Genomic DNA, 16,550 nt, shown 5'->3' on the forward strand with positions numbered 1-16,550 from the left:
TTTGGGGGGGGGCCCGCCCCCCCGGGCGCGGGGGCGGGGGGCCCCGCCCCCCCCCCCCCCCCGGGGCGGGGGGGCCCTCCCCGCCCCCCCGGGCCCCCCCCCCCCCCCCCACGTCCGCGGGCGCGGAGGGTCAGTGGAGCGACATGAGCGGTTCGCCCGTCGGGCTCAGCTTCGCCGTGCCGAGGTTGCCGACGGTGCAGCTCCCGCTGCGCGGGTTGCCGGCGTTCCAGACCTGGCGCAGGCAGTTGCGCATCGCGAGCTGCCCCCAGTAGCTGGGGTGCAGCGACTCCTGGACGTAGTAGGGCGAGTCGCCGATCGTGCTGACGGTGCGGATCTGGTTGACCCACTCGGTCCGGTCGACCGCGCCGGGTGACTGCCAGCTCGGCAGGCCCACCTCCTCGTAGAGCCCGACGCCGGTCTCGCACAGCCGCTTGCCGTCGAACGCGTGCGTCATGTCGAGGGTGCGGACGTTCGGCAGACCGACGTCGGAGGCGGCGCCCAGCAGTGCGCCGTTGATGGTGGGCAGGGCCGTGGAGTTGGCCCAGTCGGCGTCCCGGTTCCACAGGCCGCAGCCGCCCGTGGACTGCCGGGTGTAGCCGGACTCCGCGTAGCGGATCCCGGAGCCGTTCGGCACGGGCGACGGGTAGGTCTGGACCACCAGGGTCCACTGGCCGGTGCTGTAGCCGGCGTTGCTCATCGCGGTCGCTACGTTGCGGAGCGCGCCCGCCACCCGGGCCCGGATCGTGGCGACGTTCGAGGCGGTGAAGTTGGCCGTGACCGAGCTGTCGTCGTGGCAGTAGTTCTTCCACCAGCTCGGCGAGGTGAGGAAGTTGACCACGCAGCTCTGCACGACGCTCGCGAACTGGAAGTCGTTCCCGCCGATCGAGACGACGACCATGCGCACGTTCCGGGTGGCGGCCGCCTCCTGGAGCATGCGGGCCTGGCCCTTGCCGGCGGAGCCCTCGTAGAAGTCGATGCCCGGCTTGAAGTACGTGCCGGTCGAGGTGGCGGTCGTGGCCCCGCTGCAGGCGAGGTTGAGGCCGTTGACACCTCCGCCGATGTGGGCCTCGGCGGAGGAGGCGCGGTGGCACCGGGCGATGGTCTCGCCCGTGCCGCCGGCGTTGTCGAAGTAGGCGGTCGGCCCGAGGGCGTCGGCGCGGTCGGAATCGCTGTTGGAGGCGCCCGCCCAGCGGCCGGCCTCCCCGGAGATGTAGGAGTCGCCGAGGGTGACGACCCACGGGGTGCCGACGCCGGGGCCGTCGGCGGACAGGGGAGCGGCGGACAGGGGGGCAGCGGACAGGGGAGCGGCGGTCGCGGGCGTGGCCGCGGTGACAGCCGTGACGGCGGCGAGGCAGGTCGCGACGAGCAGGGCGAGGGTCCGTCGGGTGTGCAGGTGCCGGCTGTGCAGGTGTCGGGCGTGCAGGCGTCGGGCGTGTACGCGTCGGGCGTGCGGGTGTCGGTAGCGGTGGCCGGAGCGGTCGGAAGAGGGCAGGTGCGTCGTCATTGGCACTCCTGTGTCCAGGCAGTGCCGGTGCGGCACTGCTGACCGGATCTTCAATAGCGGAGCTTATGCCACGGCCGCGCTGGGGTAAACGGTAAGTAAAAGACCCGGGAAAACTTCCCGCGGTACTCGCTAGACCTGGCCGACGGCGACCACGGTCAGCACGACCTCGCCGGCCTCGTCGCTCGCCGCCAGGTCGACCCGCGCGGTGATGGCCCAGTCGCGGTTGCGGTCGGCGTCGTCGAGCACCTGCCGCACCCACCAGGTGCCGGGCTCGACGCGGCCGGTCTCGCCGTCCTGCCCGACGGTGCCGGTGCTGCTGGAGCTGCCGGTGCTGCCGCCCGGCAGCTCCGCGCCCGGCTCCAGGATGGTCAGGAGGGCGGCCGAGCGGGCCTCCGGGCCGATGCCGACGGCGTCGTCGCCCTGCTCCTCGAACAACGGGTCCAGGGCGTCGGCCCACGCGTCGGCGTCCCAGCCCGGGTCCAGCGCGGCGAGCGCGGAGTACGCCTCGCGGGCGACGAGCTCGACGCGGCGGAACATCGCGTTGCGGACCAGGCGCCGGAACGCGCGCGGGTTGCCGGTGACGGGGCGCACGGGCGCCTCGGCCCCGGCGTCGGCGAGCTCGCCGTCCGTCACGAGGTCGGCATCGTCGTCCACGGGGTTGGCCAAGCGCTCCCACTCGTCGAGCAACGAGGAGTCCACGCCGCGCACGAGCTCACCGAGCCACTCGATGATCTCCTGCACCTCCTCGGTGCGGTGCTCGTCGGGAACCACCTGGCGGACGGCCCGGAAGGCATCGGCGAGGTAGCGCAGCACCACGCCCTCGGTGCGCTCCAGCCCGTACACGCTCACGATCTCGGCGAACGTCATGGCCTTCTCGACCATGTCGCGCACCACGGACTTGGGCGACAGCTCGGCGTCCGCGACCCACGGGTTGGTGCGGCGGTAGGTCTGGAAGGCGGGTTCCAGGAGGTCGGCCAGCGGCTTGGGCCACGTGACCTCCTCCAGCAGCTCCATGCGTTTCTCGTACTCCAGCCCCTCGGCCTTCATGGCCGCGACGGCCTCGCCGCGCGCCCGGTTCTGCTGGCCCATGAGCACCTGGCGCGGGTCGTCGAGGGTGGCCTCGATGACGGAGACGACGTCGAGGGCGTGCGTCGGGCTCTCGACGTCGAGCAGGTCCATGGCCGCCAGCGCGAACGGGGACAGCGGCTGGTTCAGCGCGAAGTCGCGGGGGAGGTCCACCATGAGGCGGGCGGACGGCCGCAGGCCGCCGGCGCCGTCCGGCACCCGGACCTTCTCCACGACGCCCGCGAGCCGCAGCGACCGGTAGATGCGGAACGCCTGCCGCACGTGCTCGGCCTGCTGCGTCTCCGAGTCGTGGTTGGCGGTCAGGAGGTGGCGCATGGCGTCGACGGGGTCGGTCGCGCCGGTCTGGCCGGGTCCGGAGCCGTGGCTGGAGGCGCGCGCCAGCACGTTGAGCACCATCGCGTGGTTCACGCGGAACTGGGAGACCAGGGGCTCCGGATCGGCGTCGCGCAGGCGCTCGAAGGTCGCGTCGGTCCAGTTCACGCTGCCCGACGGCGCCTTCTTGCGCACGATCTTCTTCAGCTTCTTCGGGTCGTCGCCGGCCTTGGCCAGGATCTTCCGGTTCTCGATGACGTGCTCGGGTGCCATGACGAGCACCTCGCCCACGGTGTCGTACCCGGCCCGGCCCGCGCGCCCCGCGATCTGGTGGAACTCGCGCGCGCTGAGGTGGCGCATCCGCTCGCCGTCGAACTTGACGAGACTCGTGAGGAGCACGGTGCGGATGGGCACATTGATGCCGACGCCGAGGGTGTCGGTGCCGCACACGACCTTGAGCAGGCCCTTCTGCGTCAGGCGCTCCACCAGGCGGCGGTACTTGGGCAGCATGCCCGCGTGGTGCACGCCCACGCCGTGCCGCAGGAACTTGCTCAGGATCTTGCCGAACCCGGTGCCGAACCGGAAGGCGCCCATCTCCGCGATGATCGCCTCCTTCTCGGACTTGCTGGAGACGTTCATCGACAGCAGGGACTGCGCCCGGTCGACGGCGTCCTTCTGCGTGAAGTGCACGACGTACACCGGGGCGCGGTGCGTGGTCACCAGCTCCTGGATCACCTCGGTGAGCGGCTCCACCACGTAGGAGAAGGTGAGCGGCACGGGGCGCTCGGCGCCCGCGACCTCGGCGACGGGCCGCCCGGTGCGCTCCTCGAGGTCCTCGCGCAGCCGGGTGGTGTCGCCGAGTGTGGCGCTCATCAGGATGAACTGGGTGTTCGTGAGCTCCAGCAGCGGCACCTGCCACGCCCAGCCGCGCTGCGGGTCGCCGTAGTAGTGGAACTCGTCCATGACGACCTGCGCGATGGCGTCGTCGTCCGCGGCGGTGTTCGTCTCGTCCGCGGCGTCGCCCCGGCGCAGCGCGAGGTTCGCGAGGATCTCGGCGGTGCAGCAGATGATCGGGGCGTCCGGGTTGACGGCGGAGTCGCCCGTCATCATGCCGACGTTCTTCGAGCCGAACGCGGCGACGAGGTCGAAGAACTTCTCGCTGACCAGCGCCTTGAGCGGCGCTGTGTAGTACGTGCGGCCGCCGCGCCCGGAGCGGTGGGCCGCCAGAGCGGCGAACTGCGCACCCATGGCGACCATCGACTTGCCGGAGCCCGTGGGTGTCGCGAGGACCACGTGGGACCCCGTCATGACCTCCAGGAGGGCCTCCTCCTGGTGCGGGTACAGCGCGCGCCCGCCCGCCGCGGCCCACTCGCCGAAGCTCTCGAACAGGACGTCCGGGTCGGGGTCCTTGCCCGTGGGCGCGGGCAGGTACGGGATCAGGGTCCCCGCGGGCTTCGGGGCGCCCGACGACGAGGCCGGGCGGTCGGTGGCGGAGGGGGCGGTCGAGGTTGTCGACGTCGTCGAGGAGGGCGCGGTCATGGTGCTGCCCATTCTTGCAGGCGGGTGAAGAGGGGCGGAGATCCGGTCCCCGCACGGGTGCGGGGCGGGCGTGCGGGTCGGCGGGCTGGCTTGGTGGAGACCCTCGTGGCGTCTTTTCGCCGAGAGAGTGCGACCACAGGCGACCCATTTGAAGGGTTGTGCACAGATTTCCGATGGGGCCGTCGCTGCGGACGGTTGTTCCATATGGTGGGGGTGGTTGAGCGGAGATCGGGCTGGTGGTGGTGCGGTCTTGGTGAGGAGGTGACGGCCGTGGTGGTCGAGATGGTGCAGCCTGCTGAGGGCGAGAAGGGCTCCTCGCGCGAGGTGGCGGACGTTGTCGCCGACCTCGGGCGGATCGTGGACGAGCTGGTGGAGGTGGCGGGGCCGGAGGCGCTGGACGCGCAGGAACTGGCTGGTGCTGGTGCTGTCGCGGACCGGCTGACGTCGATGTCGCCGAGCCTGCGCAAGGCCGTGCATCGCCTCGACGTCCTGCGCGTGTCCTGGCTGCCCAGGATCGAGGTCCACGGGCTGTGGGCGACGGACGGGTCGCGCACGTTCGCCGCGTGGCTGTCGCGGCGGGAGGGCGTGCGGTTCGGCACGGCGAGCCGGGACGCGAGGGCCGGACGTCGGCTCGCCGCGTACCTGCCGGCGACGCTCGCCGGGGCCCTGGCCGGCCGGGTCGGCCCCGAGCAGCTGCGGGCGATGATCGACAAGGCCCCGACCTCGGACATGCGCGCCGAGGCGCTCGCGGAGGAGGTGCTGGTAGAACCCGGCGTGACCGAGCTCGAGGTGATCGGCGGTTCCGAGCCCGTTGACGGGGACGACGGTGGTGACAGCGAGCCGGGGGGTGGTGACTCGGGCGGTGGTGACTCGGCCGCCGGTGACGTGGCTGGCGACGGCCCGGGCGGTGACGCCGGTGAGGGCAGCGCGCTACGGCCCAGGGCTGCGACGATGACCCGGGAAGAGCTGCTGCTGACCCACGTCGAGCTGAACACGCCGGACGGCTTCCGGCGCATCGTCGACCGGTTCGCCGACCAGGCGGACCCGGATGCCGACGAGCGCGGCTATCGGATCGCCAAGGAACGTGAGCACCTGGAGCTGGCCAAGACGCTGGGTGGGTTCCACGTCAAGGGCTTCCTCACCGACGAGCACGGCCACGCGCTGAGTGCCGCGCTCGGATCGGTGATGGGCAAGCCGACCCCGGGCGACGACCGGACGGCGACGCAGCGCCGGGCGCAGGCGCTCGCGGACCTGGCTCGCACGGTGCTCGACAACGGCCGGACGGGTTCGGGTGCCGCGGTCCGGCCGCAGATCAGCGTGCTCGTGTCGCTCAGCGAGATGGACCGGCTGGTCGACGGGACAAGTGGGTGCGGAACCGAGGGCGGTGCGGGTGCGGGTGCTGGAGGAACCTCGCGCTTGCGGGCGGGTGCGGCCTTCGAGTCGATACCTCCGACACTGGTCGGAGACGGGCGCGACACCGTCGTCCCGAGAAGTCTGTTTCGCCGGTTGGCGTGCGACAGCGCCATCACACGTGTGGTGTTCGGCCCCGACAGTGCGGTGGTCGACGTCGGGCGGGCACAACGGACGGTCACCGGCCAGATGCGTAGAGCGGTGACGGTCCGGGACCAGCACTGCGTCTATCCGTCGTGCGACCAGCCGCCGTCCCGGTGCGAGGTCCACCACGCCGTCCGGCACTGGGCCGACGGCGGCGAGACCTCCGTGGCCAACGGCGCCCTGCTCTGCTATCACCATCACGATCTGGTCGATACGACCGGCGTCACGATGCGCTGGCGAGAGGGCGTCGGTGGGTGGGCCTTCAAGGATCGTCACGGCAGGGCGATCGCCGACCCGGCCGCGCCAGATGATCCGGCGTCACCGGCGGAGCTGGTTGATCGGGCAGGGCCTGTGGTCCGGTCCGACGGTGGTGAGCCACCGGACCCGGCGGCGTGAGCGCCGGGCTGGGCCGGGCGGCGTGACCGCCGGGCCGGACTGGGCAGCGGCTGGTCGGGGTGAGCGGCGTGGCCGCCGGGCTGGCTGGGCGGGGTGACGAGTGGCGTGACCGCCAGGCTGGGCTGGGCGGGGGCCGAGCGGCGTGGCCGCCGGGTTGGGCCGGGCCGGGCCGGGCTGGATGGGGCCGGGCTGGACGGGGCCGGGCTGAGCTGGGCCGGGCTGGAGCTACCGGGGAGTCGTCTGTGCGATCCCGGTCGGCTTGTCGTCCGCGGACCTGCTGTCCACGCGCTTCTCGCCGGCCTGCACCGCGACCACCCCGGCGAGGATCAGGGCGCCGCCCACGAGCTGGATCGGCTGCGGCAGCTCGCCGAGCAGCAGCCAGGCGAAGCCGATGGCGGAGACCACCTCGAACAGCCCGACGAAGGACGACAGCCGGGGACCGAGGAGCCGGCCCGCGGCGATCCCGGCGACGTAGGCGAACGCTGCGGTGATCACGCCGAGGCCCACGAGCGGCAACCACCACGGCACTGCCGTACCCGCGTACACCGGCGAAGCGGTGCTGTACTCGAGCGGCATGAGCCCGGTCGCGCCGAGCAGACCCAGTGCCACGGTCGCGGTCGTCAGCCCGCCGGCCGCCAGGGCGAGCGGCGGTAGGCCGGTGTCGACGTTCGCGTTGATGACGAAGTAGGTCGAGACGCCGAGCATCGCGACCAGGGCCCACGCGATGCCGACGGGGTCGACGGCCCTGGCGCCCGGGGCACCCGAGATCAGGTTCAGCACGAGCACGAGACCGACGGCGGCGAGCAGCGTGCCGCCGACCGTCGCCCGCGTGGGGCGCTGACCGTGCCGGAGCCAGAACCAGAGCACCACGGCGGCCGGCGCCGTGTACTCGATGAGCAGGGCCGGTCCCACGGGCATGTGCTGCACTGCCGAGAAGTAGGCGAACTGGCAACCCGCGACGGACACCGCGCCGTAGACCGCGATGAGCCCGAGGTTGCGGCGGACCGGCTTCCAGTCCCCGCGCAGCGAGACGATGCCGAGCGGCAGCACCACCAGCGTGGCGATGGCCACCCGGACCAGGACCATCGCGCCCGGGCTCCAGCCCGTGTCCAGGAGCCCGCTGGCGAACACCCCGGACAGGCTGAACGCCACCGCCGAGGCGACGGCGAACACCAGACCCAGGGCGAGCCGGCGCGACGGCCGGGGCCGGACGACGCGGAACCTACGGAGCCCGCGTGACTCACGGAGCCCGCGCGACCCCCGTGCGGCCGGCCCGCCGAGGCTCGGGCGGCCGGGGACCGGCCCGTTGATGTCAGGTGTCACAGCGCCCATGGGTCCTGACGCTACGGGCGGGGAGAGTAATGTGTCAATGTGGTTTTCACTCATGACACCGAGGAGTCGCTCCAGGCCGCCGTCGTGCTCGTGAACGCGGGCGAGCCGCCGGTCACGATCGGGACCGTGGCCGACCTCGACGCGTTCTTCGCCGGGCAGGGCTACACGGGTCGGCACGACGGCACGCAGGCCGAGCTGGAGGAGGTGCTGGCGCTGCAGCCGCGGCTGCGCGAGCTGCTCACCGCCGACCGGGACGCGGCCGTCGCGCTGGTCAACGACATGCTGTCCGCCGCAGGGGCGGTGCCGCAGCTCGTGCGGCACCCGCCCGCCGACTGGCACATCCACGCCGTCCCGAGCGACGCGCCGCTCGCCACGCGCATCCTGGTCGAGACGGCGATGGCGATGATCGACCTGATCCGGGACGACGAGCTGTCCCGGCTCGCGGTGTGCGCCGATGACGACTGCCAGGGGATCGTCCTGGACCTGTCCCGCAACCGGTCGCGGCGCTACTGCTCCACCACGTGCAGCAACCGCAACGCCCAGGCAGCCCATCGCGCCCGGCGCGCGGATCAGGCGTCGTCGGTGTCGGCAGTGTCCTCGTCGGCGGTGTCGTCGTCGGCGGTGTCGTCGACGGCGTAGTCCACTGCGTAGCGCGACCGGCCTGCGACCATGGCCGCGACGATCGCGTCGGCCACCCCGGCGACGTCGTCCGGCAGGTCGGTGAGGACGGCTCCGGGCGGGGCTGTCGGGCTGTCGCCGTCCGCCCCGTCGCCGCCCGCGCCGTCGGTGGTCGCGCTCTCGGTGGACGCGGTGTCGGAGACCGCGCCGCCGGGGCGCGCGCCGCCGCGCCCCGCGTCGCCGGTGCCCGGCGTCGTCGCCCGGACGAAGTCGTCGTGCATGTGCCGGGCGGCGGCGAGGTCCGTGAACCCGTGACCCGTGCGCGTCTCGACCCGCCGCAGGCAGACCTCCACCGGCGGCAGCAGCACCACGTAGTCGAGCGCCGCGACACCGGCGAACCGCGCGAACGTAGGCAGGAACCACGGGCCGATCACGCCGTCGTAGACCACGACCATGCCACCGGCGGCGAAACCGCCCGCGGCGGCCGCTGCGGCGCGGGTCGTCGTGTCGTTCTGGGCATGCGACTCCGGGAGCCAGGGCGGGATCATCCCGCGCCGCAGGAAGCGGAAGAACGCGTCACCCTCGACGAGGACGCTCGGCTCCCAGCGGTCGACCAGGGCCTCGCACACCGTGGACTTGCCCGAGCCGGGCGGGCCGGTCACGACGAGCAGGCCGGGGGTGGTGGTTCCCGCCGCGGCCGCCGTGCCGGTGCCGGTCCCGCTCACCCGAGGTCCCACAGGAGGCGGTACCAGGCGACCCGCTCCGGGTCCTCGTCGATCCCGTACGCCTCGTAGACCAGGTGGTCGTACCCGGGGCCGTAGTTCCACCCCAGGCTGTAGGTCGCGACGGCGAGGTCGGCCCAGCGGTCGGCGACGCCGAGCCCGCCGAGGTCTACGTGCCCGAACCAGGTGCCGTCGTCGGCGAGCAGGGTGTTGGGCGCGCAGGCGTCGCCGTGGCAGACGACGACGCGGTCGTGCTCGGGCGCGTCCGCCAGGCGCGCCCGCGCCTCGGCCGACCACCCGTCGGCGGCGTGACCCCGGACCGCCCGATCCTCGGCGATCGCCATGCGGTCCTCGATGCTCCAGGTCCACGGGCACTCGTCGACGGGCAGCACGTCGTGCAGCGCGCGGAGCCCGGCCCCGATGGCTCGGGCCGCGGTCTCCGGCTCGGCCAGCCAGCGCGGGTCGACGGCGGAGCGCGCGGGCATCGCGGCCGTGACCAGCCACGCCGCCTCCGCGTCGGAGCCGACGTCGAGGACGTGCGGCACCGGCGTCCAGGTCTCGGCCCAGCGCATCCGCGCCGCCTCGTTCTCCAGGTCGACCCGTTCGGTCGTCGCCCGGTCCGAGAACGGCATCCACTTGACGTAGTAGCTGGACGACGGAGCCGGGCCCGTCACGTGCGTCGTGGGGTGCGGCGGGTCGACCCGGAAGGTCAGGCCGCCCAGCTCGTTGCGCCAGGCCGGCGTGAGGTCTCCGTCACCGGCCAGCTCGCGCACGACGTCTGGCACCGAGACCGCTTCGGCGGGGATCGTCATGGGCCCAGCGTGGCAGACCGGGCCCGGTGAGGACGAGGTGAATTCCGGCGTCGGACGACGGCGTGGGTCCCGGCATCTCCCCAGGTGCCTCCCCCGAACTGGCCTCCTCACGCGCCTCCTCACGCGGCTCCTCACGCGCCTCCGTACGCGCCTCTTCCGAACATGCCTCCTCCGAACGATGTACACCGCTGTGCGGAGATCGGCCGGATGGCCGACGCCGTCGCGCCCGGTCCGCGACAGGCTCGGTCCATGCCCGCCCACGAGCCGTCGAGCACGGCCCCACCAGCGACCTCGTCCGTCCCGTCCGTCGAGTCTGATCCTTCTGTCCCGTCCGTCGGGTCGGTCCCGACGGGCGCGTCCGGCCGGATCCTCGCGCTCGACGTCCTGCGCGGGATCGCGATCCTCGGCACTCTCGCCAGCAACATCTGGCTGTTCAGCACGCCGGGCGGGCCGGCGGCGTGGCTCACGGACGGCTTCGCCACCGACGATCCGGTGCGGACCGTGCTGCAGGCGCTGTCCAACGGGAAGTTCCTCGCGCTGCTCACGCTGCTCTTCGGGGTGGGGCTCGAGCTGCAGTACCGCTCCATGGTGCGGCGGGGGCTGCAGTGGCCCGGCCGGTACGTGCTCCGGGCCACGATCCTCTTCGTCGAGGGTCTGCTGCACTACGTGCTGGTCTTCGAGTTCGACGTGCTCATGGGGTACGCGATCGCGTCGTTGCTCGCCGCCTGGCTGGTCGGGCGCAGCGACCGCGTGGTGCGCGTCTGGGGCGGCGTGGTGGCCGGCGTCTACGTCGCGGCGATCGTGGCGCTCACCGCGCTCCTGGTCGGCACCTCGGGCGATCAGGCCGGGGGCGATCAGGCCGGGGGCGATCAGGCCGGGGGCGGGCAGGGCGGGGGCGGGCAGGGTGCGACGGCCGCTGGGGGCGACGGCGCCGCGAGCCTGTCGACCGCGAGCTGGCTGGACCAGGTGGTGCTGCGGCTCACGCACATGGACGTGTTCCGGATCGAGCTCCTCCTCATCGTGCCGTCGGCCACGGTGCTGTTCCTCGTGGGTTCGCGGCTCGTCCGCGCCGGGATGTTCTCGACGACTCAGGAGGGGGCGCGCCTGCGCCGTCGGCTCGCATGGGTCGGGCTGGGGGCCGGGGTCCCCCTGAACGTGCTGACCACGTGGGCCGGGCCGGGCTGGGTGCTGGTGGACCGGTACCTGGTCCCGCCACTGGTGGCGCTCGGGATCCTCGCGCTGGGCACCACGCTCGTCGCCCGCCTGCGGCCGGGCAGCCCGCCCGGCCTGCTGTGGCGCGGCGTCGAGGGGGTCGGGCGGACCGCGCTGTCCTGCTACGTGCTGCAGAACGTGCTCGCCTCGGTGATCTGCTTCGACTGGGGACTCGGCCTGGCCGGGGGCGACCCGTGGCAGGTCGTCCTGATCTGGGCCGCGATCTCGCTGACGCTGATGGTGGCGGCGCCCCTGTGGCTGCGCAGGTGGCCCCGCGGCCCGATCGAGCTGGTGATGCACCGCGTCTACGACGCGGGCCGCAGGTGACGTCGCTGGGCGGGCTGCCCTGGTCCGGGCTGGCCTGTTCCGGGCCGCTCTGGTCCGGGCTGCGCCAAACCGGGCTGCTGACGGACGTGACGCACCCGGAGCGCCTCCTCGGCGTCCCAGAGGGCCCGGTAGTAGCGGGTGCGTTCGGGGTCGGGCGCGACGCCGTAGGCGGCCAGGACCAGCGGTTCCAGCCCGGGGCCGTAGCGGCGGGTGATGCTCCGCGTGGTGACCGCGATGTCGGACCAGCGGTCGGCCACCCCCAGGTCGCCGACGTCGACGTGCGCCGCGAACCGGCCGGCGCGGTCGAGCAGCGTGTTCGGCACGGTCGCGTCGCCGTGGCAGACGACGAGCCGGTCCACCGGCGGCGGGTCGCCCAGCATCGTCGTGAGCGACGCGCGGGCTGTCGCGCCCGTGCCGATGCCGATGCCGGTGCCGGTGCCGGTGCCGATGCCGATGCCTGTGTCGGTGCCGGTGCCGGTGCCTGTGCCTGTGCCTGTGCCGATGTCGGTGCCGCTGCCGGTGCCTGTGCCTGTGCCGATGTCGGTGCCGGTCGCCAGGGCGGCGACGCGCAGCTCGGCCGTGCGGACGAACGGGCAGGTGTCGGTGGGCAGCGCGTCGTGGAACCGGCGCAGGCCCACGCCGACGGCGATCGCCGAACGCTTCGCGAGGGCGCGCCAACGGGGTTCGATGGCGGACGTCGCGAGCGTGCCGCCCACCTCGACGGTCTCGGTCAGCAGCCAGGACCCGCGCGGGTCGCGTCCCACGGCGAGCACGCGGGGCACCGCCGTGAACGAAGCGGCCCAGGTCAGCCGGTCCGCCTCGGCGAACGGGTCGGGGCAGGCCGAGGAGCGGGGGACCCACTTGAGGTAGGCGCTCCGCCCGGCGATGTCCGACGCCGGGCCGGGCGACTGACGGTCCTCGAGCCGGGCGGTGAAGCCGCCGTACTCGTTGCGCCACACGGGAACGACCGTCACGGCCGGCCGTAGACGTCCGGCCAGGTCGTGCATGACGGGCGGTACTTCGACGGGTGTCGGACCGATGCCGACCACTGTGCTCGACACGGCACCATCCTCCCATAGAGCGGGTGAAAAATGGCGCCCGGTTCGTGATGCCGCGGGGTACTGGATGACACGAGGGGCCGGGTGTCCGGCGCGCTGATCGGCGTCGGGCACCCGGCCCTGGGTGGTCCGTGGTTGTCAGACGGCGGTCAGCGCCCCGCGCGTGCCGAGGGCCGCCGGCGCCTGTGCGGCCGCACCGGCGTCTGCCGCACCGGCGTCGGCTGCGGCGGCACCGGTCACGGTGACGTCGACGCACTGGTAGAACGCGTTCACGGTGTCCGCGATGTTCCAGCGGGCCAGGATCGTGTGGTCGCCGGCCGGCAGGCCACTCAGCGTGTGCTCGACGGTCGCGCCGGGCTGGGCGCCGCCGTCGTCCACGGTCTTGAAGAGCTGGCCGTCCACGAAGTACTCCCAGGTGGACGTGGAGTGCCGGGCCGTGATCTGCCAGCGGAACGTGGTGTCGCCGCCGATGGTGGTGCGCGGCCAGGGCAGCGAGTCGTCGTCGACCACGGTGAAGCCGCTGCCGCCCGAGCACTGCGTGGAGCCCTTCGGTGCCTCGACGCTCTGCGGCTCGTACTGGAGGCCGCCGCAGTCGAAGCTCACGGTGCCGGAGGCGCAGTGGTCCGCGCGGCTGGGCGGGCTGGTGATCCAGCCGTGGGCCTGCGCCTGCGGCAGCAGCGCGCCCGGGGCGGCGGTGAGGAAGGCCGCCGCGAGGGCCAGGGCGGCGAGCGCGGAGAGCAGGAGTCGGGTCTGCGGGCTGGCGGTTCGTGCACGGTTCACGGTGATGCCTTCCGTCGTACGAGCGGGTCTCCGGCCCGGGCGACGCCTCGGGGTAGATGAGTCGCGTCCGGGTCGAGCGGGTGAAATTTCCTGGATAGGCATCGAACCTAGGAAATGGTTGCTTTGCTGACAATGAGGGTGAATTCGTACGCGGTTCCCCGTATTTTCGGCCGTTCGGCGGGTCCTGGGACGGGCGAACGGCCGGCCTCCCGACGTGGGAGACCGGCCGTTCCGGCCCTCGTTTCTGGTGACCGTTTCTGGTGACCGGTTCTGCTGACCGGTTCAGCTGCCGTTTCCTGGCGGGGTCAGCGGTGGGCGGCCAGCAGGCGGCCGTCGACCGCCGTCTGCTGGCCGGCGCTCGCGCTCCCACCCCCGATGTTGACGTCCATGCAGGCGTAGAACGCCATGGCGGTGTCGTACACGTTCCAGCGGGCGAGGATCGTGTGGTTGCCGCTGGGCAGGCCCGTCAGGGTGTGCGTGACCGTCGCGGGCGGCGTCGCGCCGTTGTCGTTCACCGTCTTGAAGAGCCGGCCGTCCACGAAGTACTCCCAGCTCGCCGTCCGGTGGAAGGCTGTCAGCGTCCACCGGAAGGTGTGCGTGCTGCTGATGCTGGTGCGCGGCCAGGCCAGGGAGCTGTTGTCCAGCGTGGTGAAGCGGCTGCCGCCGGAGCAGAGCATCGACCCCTTCGGCGCCTCCACGCTCTGTGGCTCCCATTCGACGCCGTTGCAGGACCAGCTCACGGTCCGCTTGGCGCAGTGGTCCTGCCGGCTCGGCGGCGAGACGACCCAGCCGTGGGCCTCGGCCCGGGGGGTCAGGGCGTTCGGTGTGGCGACCAGCGCCGTCAGGGTCAGGGCCAGGACGGCGAGGACGCCGAGCAGGACTCTGGCGACGGGTGTCTGCGGTGCGGTGACTCTCATGGGGCTCACCTCGTGTTCTGTCGGTGGGAACTGCGAAGTTGGGAGTTGCCTGGGGTGCTCCTGAGTGCTGGGGTGCGACAGGCACGACGCTAGAAAGGGGGAGGGCCCGGCGACAAGTAGGGCAACTACGTACGCGTGCGGGCCCGAAAAGCGCGGATCGACGCCGGTTACGGCGTGTCGAGCGCCGTGCCGGACGCCGTGTCGAGCACCGCGTCGGACGCCGCGTCGAGCACCGCGTCGCAGGCCCGGAGCAGCCGCTCCCGGAGCGCGCCGGACCGGCGCGCGAAGTCGCGCTGCCGCCGCACGTACTCGGCCTTGCCGCCGGGCGTCTCGATCCGGACGGCCTCGACGTCGTACTCGGAGACGTCGTACGGGGAGGCCGCCATGTCGGTCCAGCGGATGTCGCGGGCCAGCTCGAACGCGTCGAGCAGCAGGTCGCCGGGCACGGCCGGGCCGAGCTTGAGGCACCACTTGTACAGGTCCATGTTGGCGTGCAGGCAGCCGGGCTGCTCCATGCCGACCTGGGTGGCGCGCGTCGGCCGGAGCTGGTTGCGCGACGTCGCTTCCGGCGTGAAGAACCGGAACGCGTCGAAGTGCGAGCAGCGCACGGGGTTGGCCTCGACCACGGCGTCGGTGCCCTCGTGCCCGAGCCGGAGCGGCAGGGGGTGCCGCTGGTCGCGGCCCGCCTCGCGGTCGCGGTAGACCATGGCCCACTCGTGCAGCCCGAAGCAGCCGAACGTGCCGGGCCGCGACGCCGTCGCCGACAGCAGCTCGCGGACGTACCGCACGGTGTCGCCGCGGTCGGCGAGGAACGCGTCGCGGTCCAGCGTGACGGAGACCGGGAACCCGACGGCGTCCGGCGGGGACGTCCGGTGCCACCGCCAGGCGGTGCGGTCCTCCGGGTCGGGCACGCCGGACCCGGCCGCCGGGTTCGCGGACGCCGTCGAATCGTCCGCCGTCGGGCCGGACGCCGTCGAACCGCCCGCCGTCGGGTCGAGCGCGCCCCCGCCGTCGGGCAGCGCGAGCGCGACGCCCGCACCCGGGTGCCAGCGCCGCAGGTGCGCGATGCGCGTGGGGTAGTACGTGAACAGGAAGTCCTCGATCGCGTGCTTGCGACCGGCCGCGCGGGCGGCGCGCCAGACCGCGGTGAGCGCGTCGGCGCGCTCGGCGTGGGCGGCGGCGAGGGGCAGCCACTCCTCGGGGAGCAGCGCCGCGGTCGGCCTGCCGAGGACTGTGGTCACCGGTCCAGGGTAAGGCGGCCCGGCACCGGCCAGGCACCGGCCAGGCACCGACCCAGCACCGCGCGGCGCATAGGGTGCGACCATGTCCGACCTCCCCCTGCGCCGCCTCGGGCGCTCCGGCCTGTCCGTTCCCGTCGTCGGCCTGGGGTGCAACAACCTCGGCCGCCCCGGCACCGTCACCGAGACCGTGGAGGGGGCCACGGCCCTGGTCGACGCCGCGGTCGACGCGGGCGTGACCTTCTTCGACACCGCCGACGCCTACGGCGCCCGGCCCGGCCTGTCCGAGGAGCTGCTCGGCGCCGCGCTCAAGGGACGTCGCGACGACGTGCTGATCGCCACGAAGTTCGGGCTCGACGTGCACGGCGCGAACGGCCAGGACTTCGGCGCGCGCGGGTCGCGCCGGTACATCGTGCGGGCGGCCGAGGCGTCGCTGCGCCGGCTCGGCACGGACTGGATCGACCTCTACCAGCTCCACGCGCCCGACCCGGCGACCCCCGTCGACGAGACGCTCGCCGCGCTCGACGACCTGGTCCGCTCCGGAAAGGTCCGCTACGTGGGCCACTCCAACTTCCGCGGCTGGCAGGTGGCCGACGCCGAGCACGTGGCCCGCGCCCAGGGCGGCCTGAGCGGCACCCGGTTCGTCTCGGCGCAGAACAAGTACTCGCTGCTGGCCCGCGGCCTGGAGCGGGAGGTGCTGCCCGCCGCGCGGGAGTACGGGATCGGCGTGCTGCCCTACCACCCGCTCGAGAACGGCCTGCTCACGGGCAAGTACGCGGGCGGTGCCCGGCCCGACGGCTCGCGCCTGGTCACGGCCAAGCCCGAGCTCCTGGAGACCGCACCGTGGGCGGCCCTGGACAGGTTCGCGGCGTTCTGCCGGGAGCGGGACGTCACGGAGACCGTCGTCGCGTTCTCGTGGCTGCTGTCCCGGCCCGAGGTGTCGTCGGTGATCGCGGGCGCCACCCGGCCCGAGCAGGTGCGCGGCAACGCCCAGGCCTGGACGTGGACGCCGACGGCCGACGACCTCGCCGAGCTGGACGAGATCTTCCCCGCCTGACCTGCCCGACCCCGCCTGACGTGCCCGACCCGCCCTGGCGTGCGACGGCGTCTGACACGACGTTCACCGGGCGGCGTGGGCTGGGT

General features: G+C 73.3%; 13 protein-coding genes. 4 read left to right on the top strand and 9 right to left on the bottom strand.

Features of this window, described 5'->3' with window-relative positions:
- Positions 1-130: 130 nt before the first annotated feature.
- Both ACH45N_RS24875 and ACH45N_RS24880 read right to left on the bottom strand, forming a co-directional pair.
- Positions 131-1,504 (bottom strand): hypothetical protein, encoded by a 1,374-nt coding sequence (locus ACH45N_RS24875; protein ID WP_397398643.1) that lies wholly within the window; start codon positions 1,502-1,504, stop codon positions 131-133.
- 129 nt (positions 1,505-1,633) lie between these two features.
- Entirely contained in the window at positions 1,634-4,441 is a 2,808-nt protein-coding gene (locus ACH45N_RS24880; RefSeq protein ID WP_397398644.1) for a DEAD/DEAH box helicase, read from the bottom strand.
- 93 nt (positions 4,442-4,534) lie between these two features.
- Between ACH45N_RS24880 and ACH45N_RS24885 the strand changes: the two genes are divergently transcribed.
- Entirely contained in the window at positions 4,535-6,391 is a 1,857-nt protein-coding gene (locus ACH45N_RS24885; protein WP_397398645.1) for a DUF222 domain-containing protein, read from the top strand.
- Between the two features lie 225 nt (positions 6,392-6,616).
- On the opposite strand, the gene ACH45N_RS24890 is transcribed toward ACH45N_RS24885, so the two are convergent.
- Positions 6,617-7,723 carry an EamA family transporter gene (locus tag ACH45N_RS24890; protein ID WP_397398646.1) on the bottom strand — a complete coding sequence of 369 codons (1,107 nt, stop codon included), beginning with the start codon at positions 7,721-7,723 and terminating at the stop codon, positions 6,617-6,619.
- 39 nt (positions 7,724-7,762) lie between these two features.
- On the opposite strand from ACH45N_RS24890, the gene ACH45N_RS24895 reads away from it, so the two are divergent.
- Positions 7,763-8,362 carry a CGNR zinc finger domain-containing protein gene (locus ACH45N_RS24895; protein ID WP_397398647.1) on the top strand — a complete coding sequence of 200 codons (600 nt, stop codon included), beginning with the start codon at positions 7,763-7,765 and terminating at the stop codon, positions 8,360-8,362.
- Here ACH45N_RS24895 and ACH45N_RS24900 read toward each other — a convergent pair.
- Positions 8,293-9,066 carry an AAA family ATPase gene (locus ACH45N_RS24900; RefSeq protein WP_397398648.1) on the bottom strand — a complete coding sequence of 258 codons (774 nt, stop codon included), beginning with the start codon at positions 9,064-9,066 and terminating at the stop codon, positions 8,293-8,295. The genes ACH45N_RS24895 and ACH45N_RS24900 overlap by 70 nt on opposite strands.
- Complete coding sequence (locus ACH45N_RS24905) at positions 9,063-9,875, bottom strand: phosphotransferase (RefSeq protein WP_397398649.1); 813 nt, start codon at positions 9,873-9,875, stop codon at positions 9,063-9,065. The genes ACH45N_RS24900 and ACH45N_RS24905 overlap by 4 nt, the downstream gene beginning before the upstream one ends.
- 249 nt (positions 9,876-10,124) lie before the next feature.
- On the opposite strand from ACH45N_RS24905, the gene ACH45N_RS24910 reads away from it, so the two are divergent.
- Positions 10,125-11,414, top strand: coding sequence for a DUF418 domain-containing protein (locus ACH45N_RS24910; RefSeq protein ID WP_397398650.1), 1,290 nt, complete (start codon positions 10,125-10,127; stop codon positions 11,412-11,414).
- Here ACH45N_RS24910 and ACH45N_RS24915 read toward each other — a convergent pair.
- From ACH45N_RS24915 to ACH45N_RS24930, 4 genes are all read right to left on the bottom strand, one after another.
- The gene (locus tag ACH45N_RS24915) at positions 11,393-12,475 is read right to left on the bottom strand and encodes a phosphotransferase (protein ID WP_397398651.1); all 1,083 of its coding nucleotides are present in this window, start codon (positions 12,473-12,475) and stop codon (positions 11,393-11,395) included. The two genes, ACH45N_RS24910 and ACH45N_RS24915, sit on opposite strands and share 22 nt — an antisense overlap.
- Before the next feature lie 135 nt (positions 12,476-12,610).
- Entirely contained in the window at positions 12,611-13,252 is a 642-nt protein-coding gene (locus ACH45N_RS24920) for a lytic polysaccharide monooxygenase auxiliary activity family 9 protein (protein ID WP_397398652.1), read from the bottom strand.
- A gap of 305 nt (positions 13,253-13,557) precedes the next feature.
- Complete coding sequence (locus ACH45N_RS24925; RefSeq protein ID WP_397398653.1) at positions 13,558-14,169, bottom strand: lytic polysaccharide monooxygenase auxiliary activity family 9 protein; 612 nt, start codon at positions 14,167-14,169, stop codon at positions 13,558-13,560.
- A gap of 167 nt (positions 14,170-14,336) precedes the next feature.
- On the bottom strand, positions 14,337-15,410 hold the full coding sequence (locus tag ACH45N_RS24930) for a 3-methyladenine DNA glycosylase (RefSeq protein WP_397398654.1): 1,074 nt from the start codon (positions 15,408-15,410) through the stop codon (positions 14,337-14,339).
- A gap of 82 nt (positions 15,411-15,492) precedes the next feature.
- On the opposite strand from ACH45N_RS24930, the gene ACH45N_RS24935 reads away from it, so the two are divergent.
- Positions 15,493-16,464 (top strand): aldo/keto reductase, encoded by a 972-nt coding sequence (locus ACH45N_RS24935; protein WP_397398655.1) that lies wholly within the window; start codon positions 15,493-15,495, stop codon positions 16,462-16,464.
- Positions 16,465-16,550 lie beyond the last annotated feature (86 nt).

It is taken from the genome of Promicromonospora sp. NPDC019610, from assembly GCF_044389365.1.
Classification (GTDB): Bacteria; Actinomycetota; Actinomycetes; order Actinomycetales; family Cellulomonadaceae; genus Promicromonospora.

Coding starts and splice junctions, on each gene's coding strand:
- ACH45N_RS24875 (WP_397398643.1), bottom strand. CDS start 1,504: ATGACGACGCACCTGCCCTCTTCCGACCGCTCCGGCCACCGCTACCGA.
- ACH45N_RS24880 (WP_397398644.1), bottom strand. CDS start 4,441: ATGACCGCGCCCTCCTCGACGACGTCGACAACCTCGACCGCCCCCTCC.
- ACH45N_RS24890 (WP_397398646.1), bottom strand. CDS start 7,723: ATGGGCGCTGTGACACCTGACATCAACGGGCCGGTCCCCGGCCGCCCG.
- ACH45N_RS24905 (WP_397398649.1), bottom strand. CDS start 9,875: ATGACGATCCCCGCCGAAGCGGTCTCGGTGCCAGACGTCGTGCGCGAG.
- ACH45N_RS24910 (WP_397398650.1), top strand. CDS start 10,125: ATGCCCGCCCACGAGCCGTCGAGCACGGCCCCACCAGCGACCTCGTCC.
- ACH45N_RS24925 (WP_397398653.1), bottom strand. CDS start 14,169: ATGAGAGTCACCGCACCGCAGACACCCGTCGCCAGAGTCCTGCTCGGC.
- ACH45N_RS24935 (WP_397398655.1), top strand. CDS start 15,493: ATGTCCGACCTCCCCCTGCGCCGCCTCGGGCGCTCCGGCCTGTCCGTT.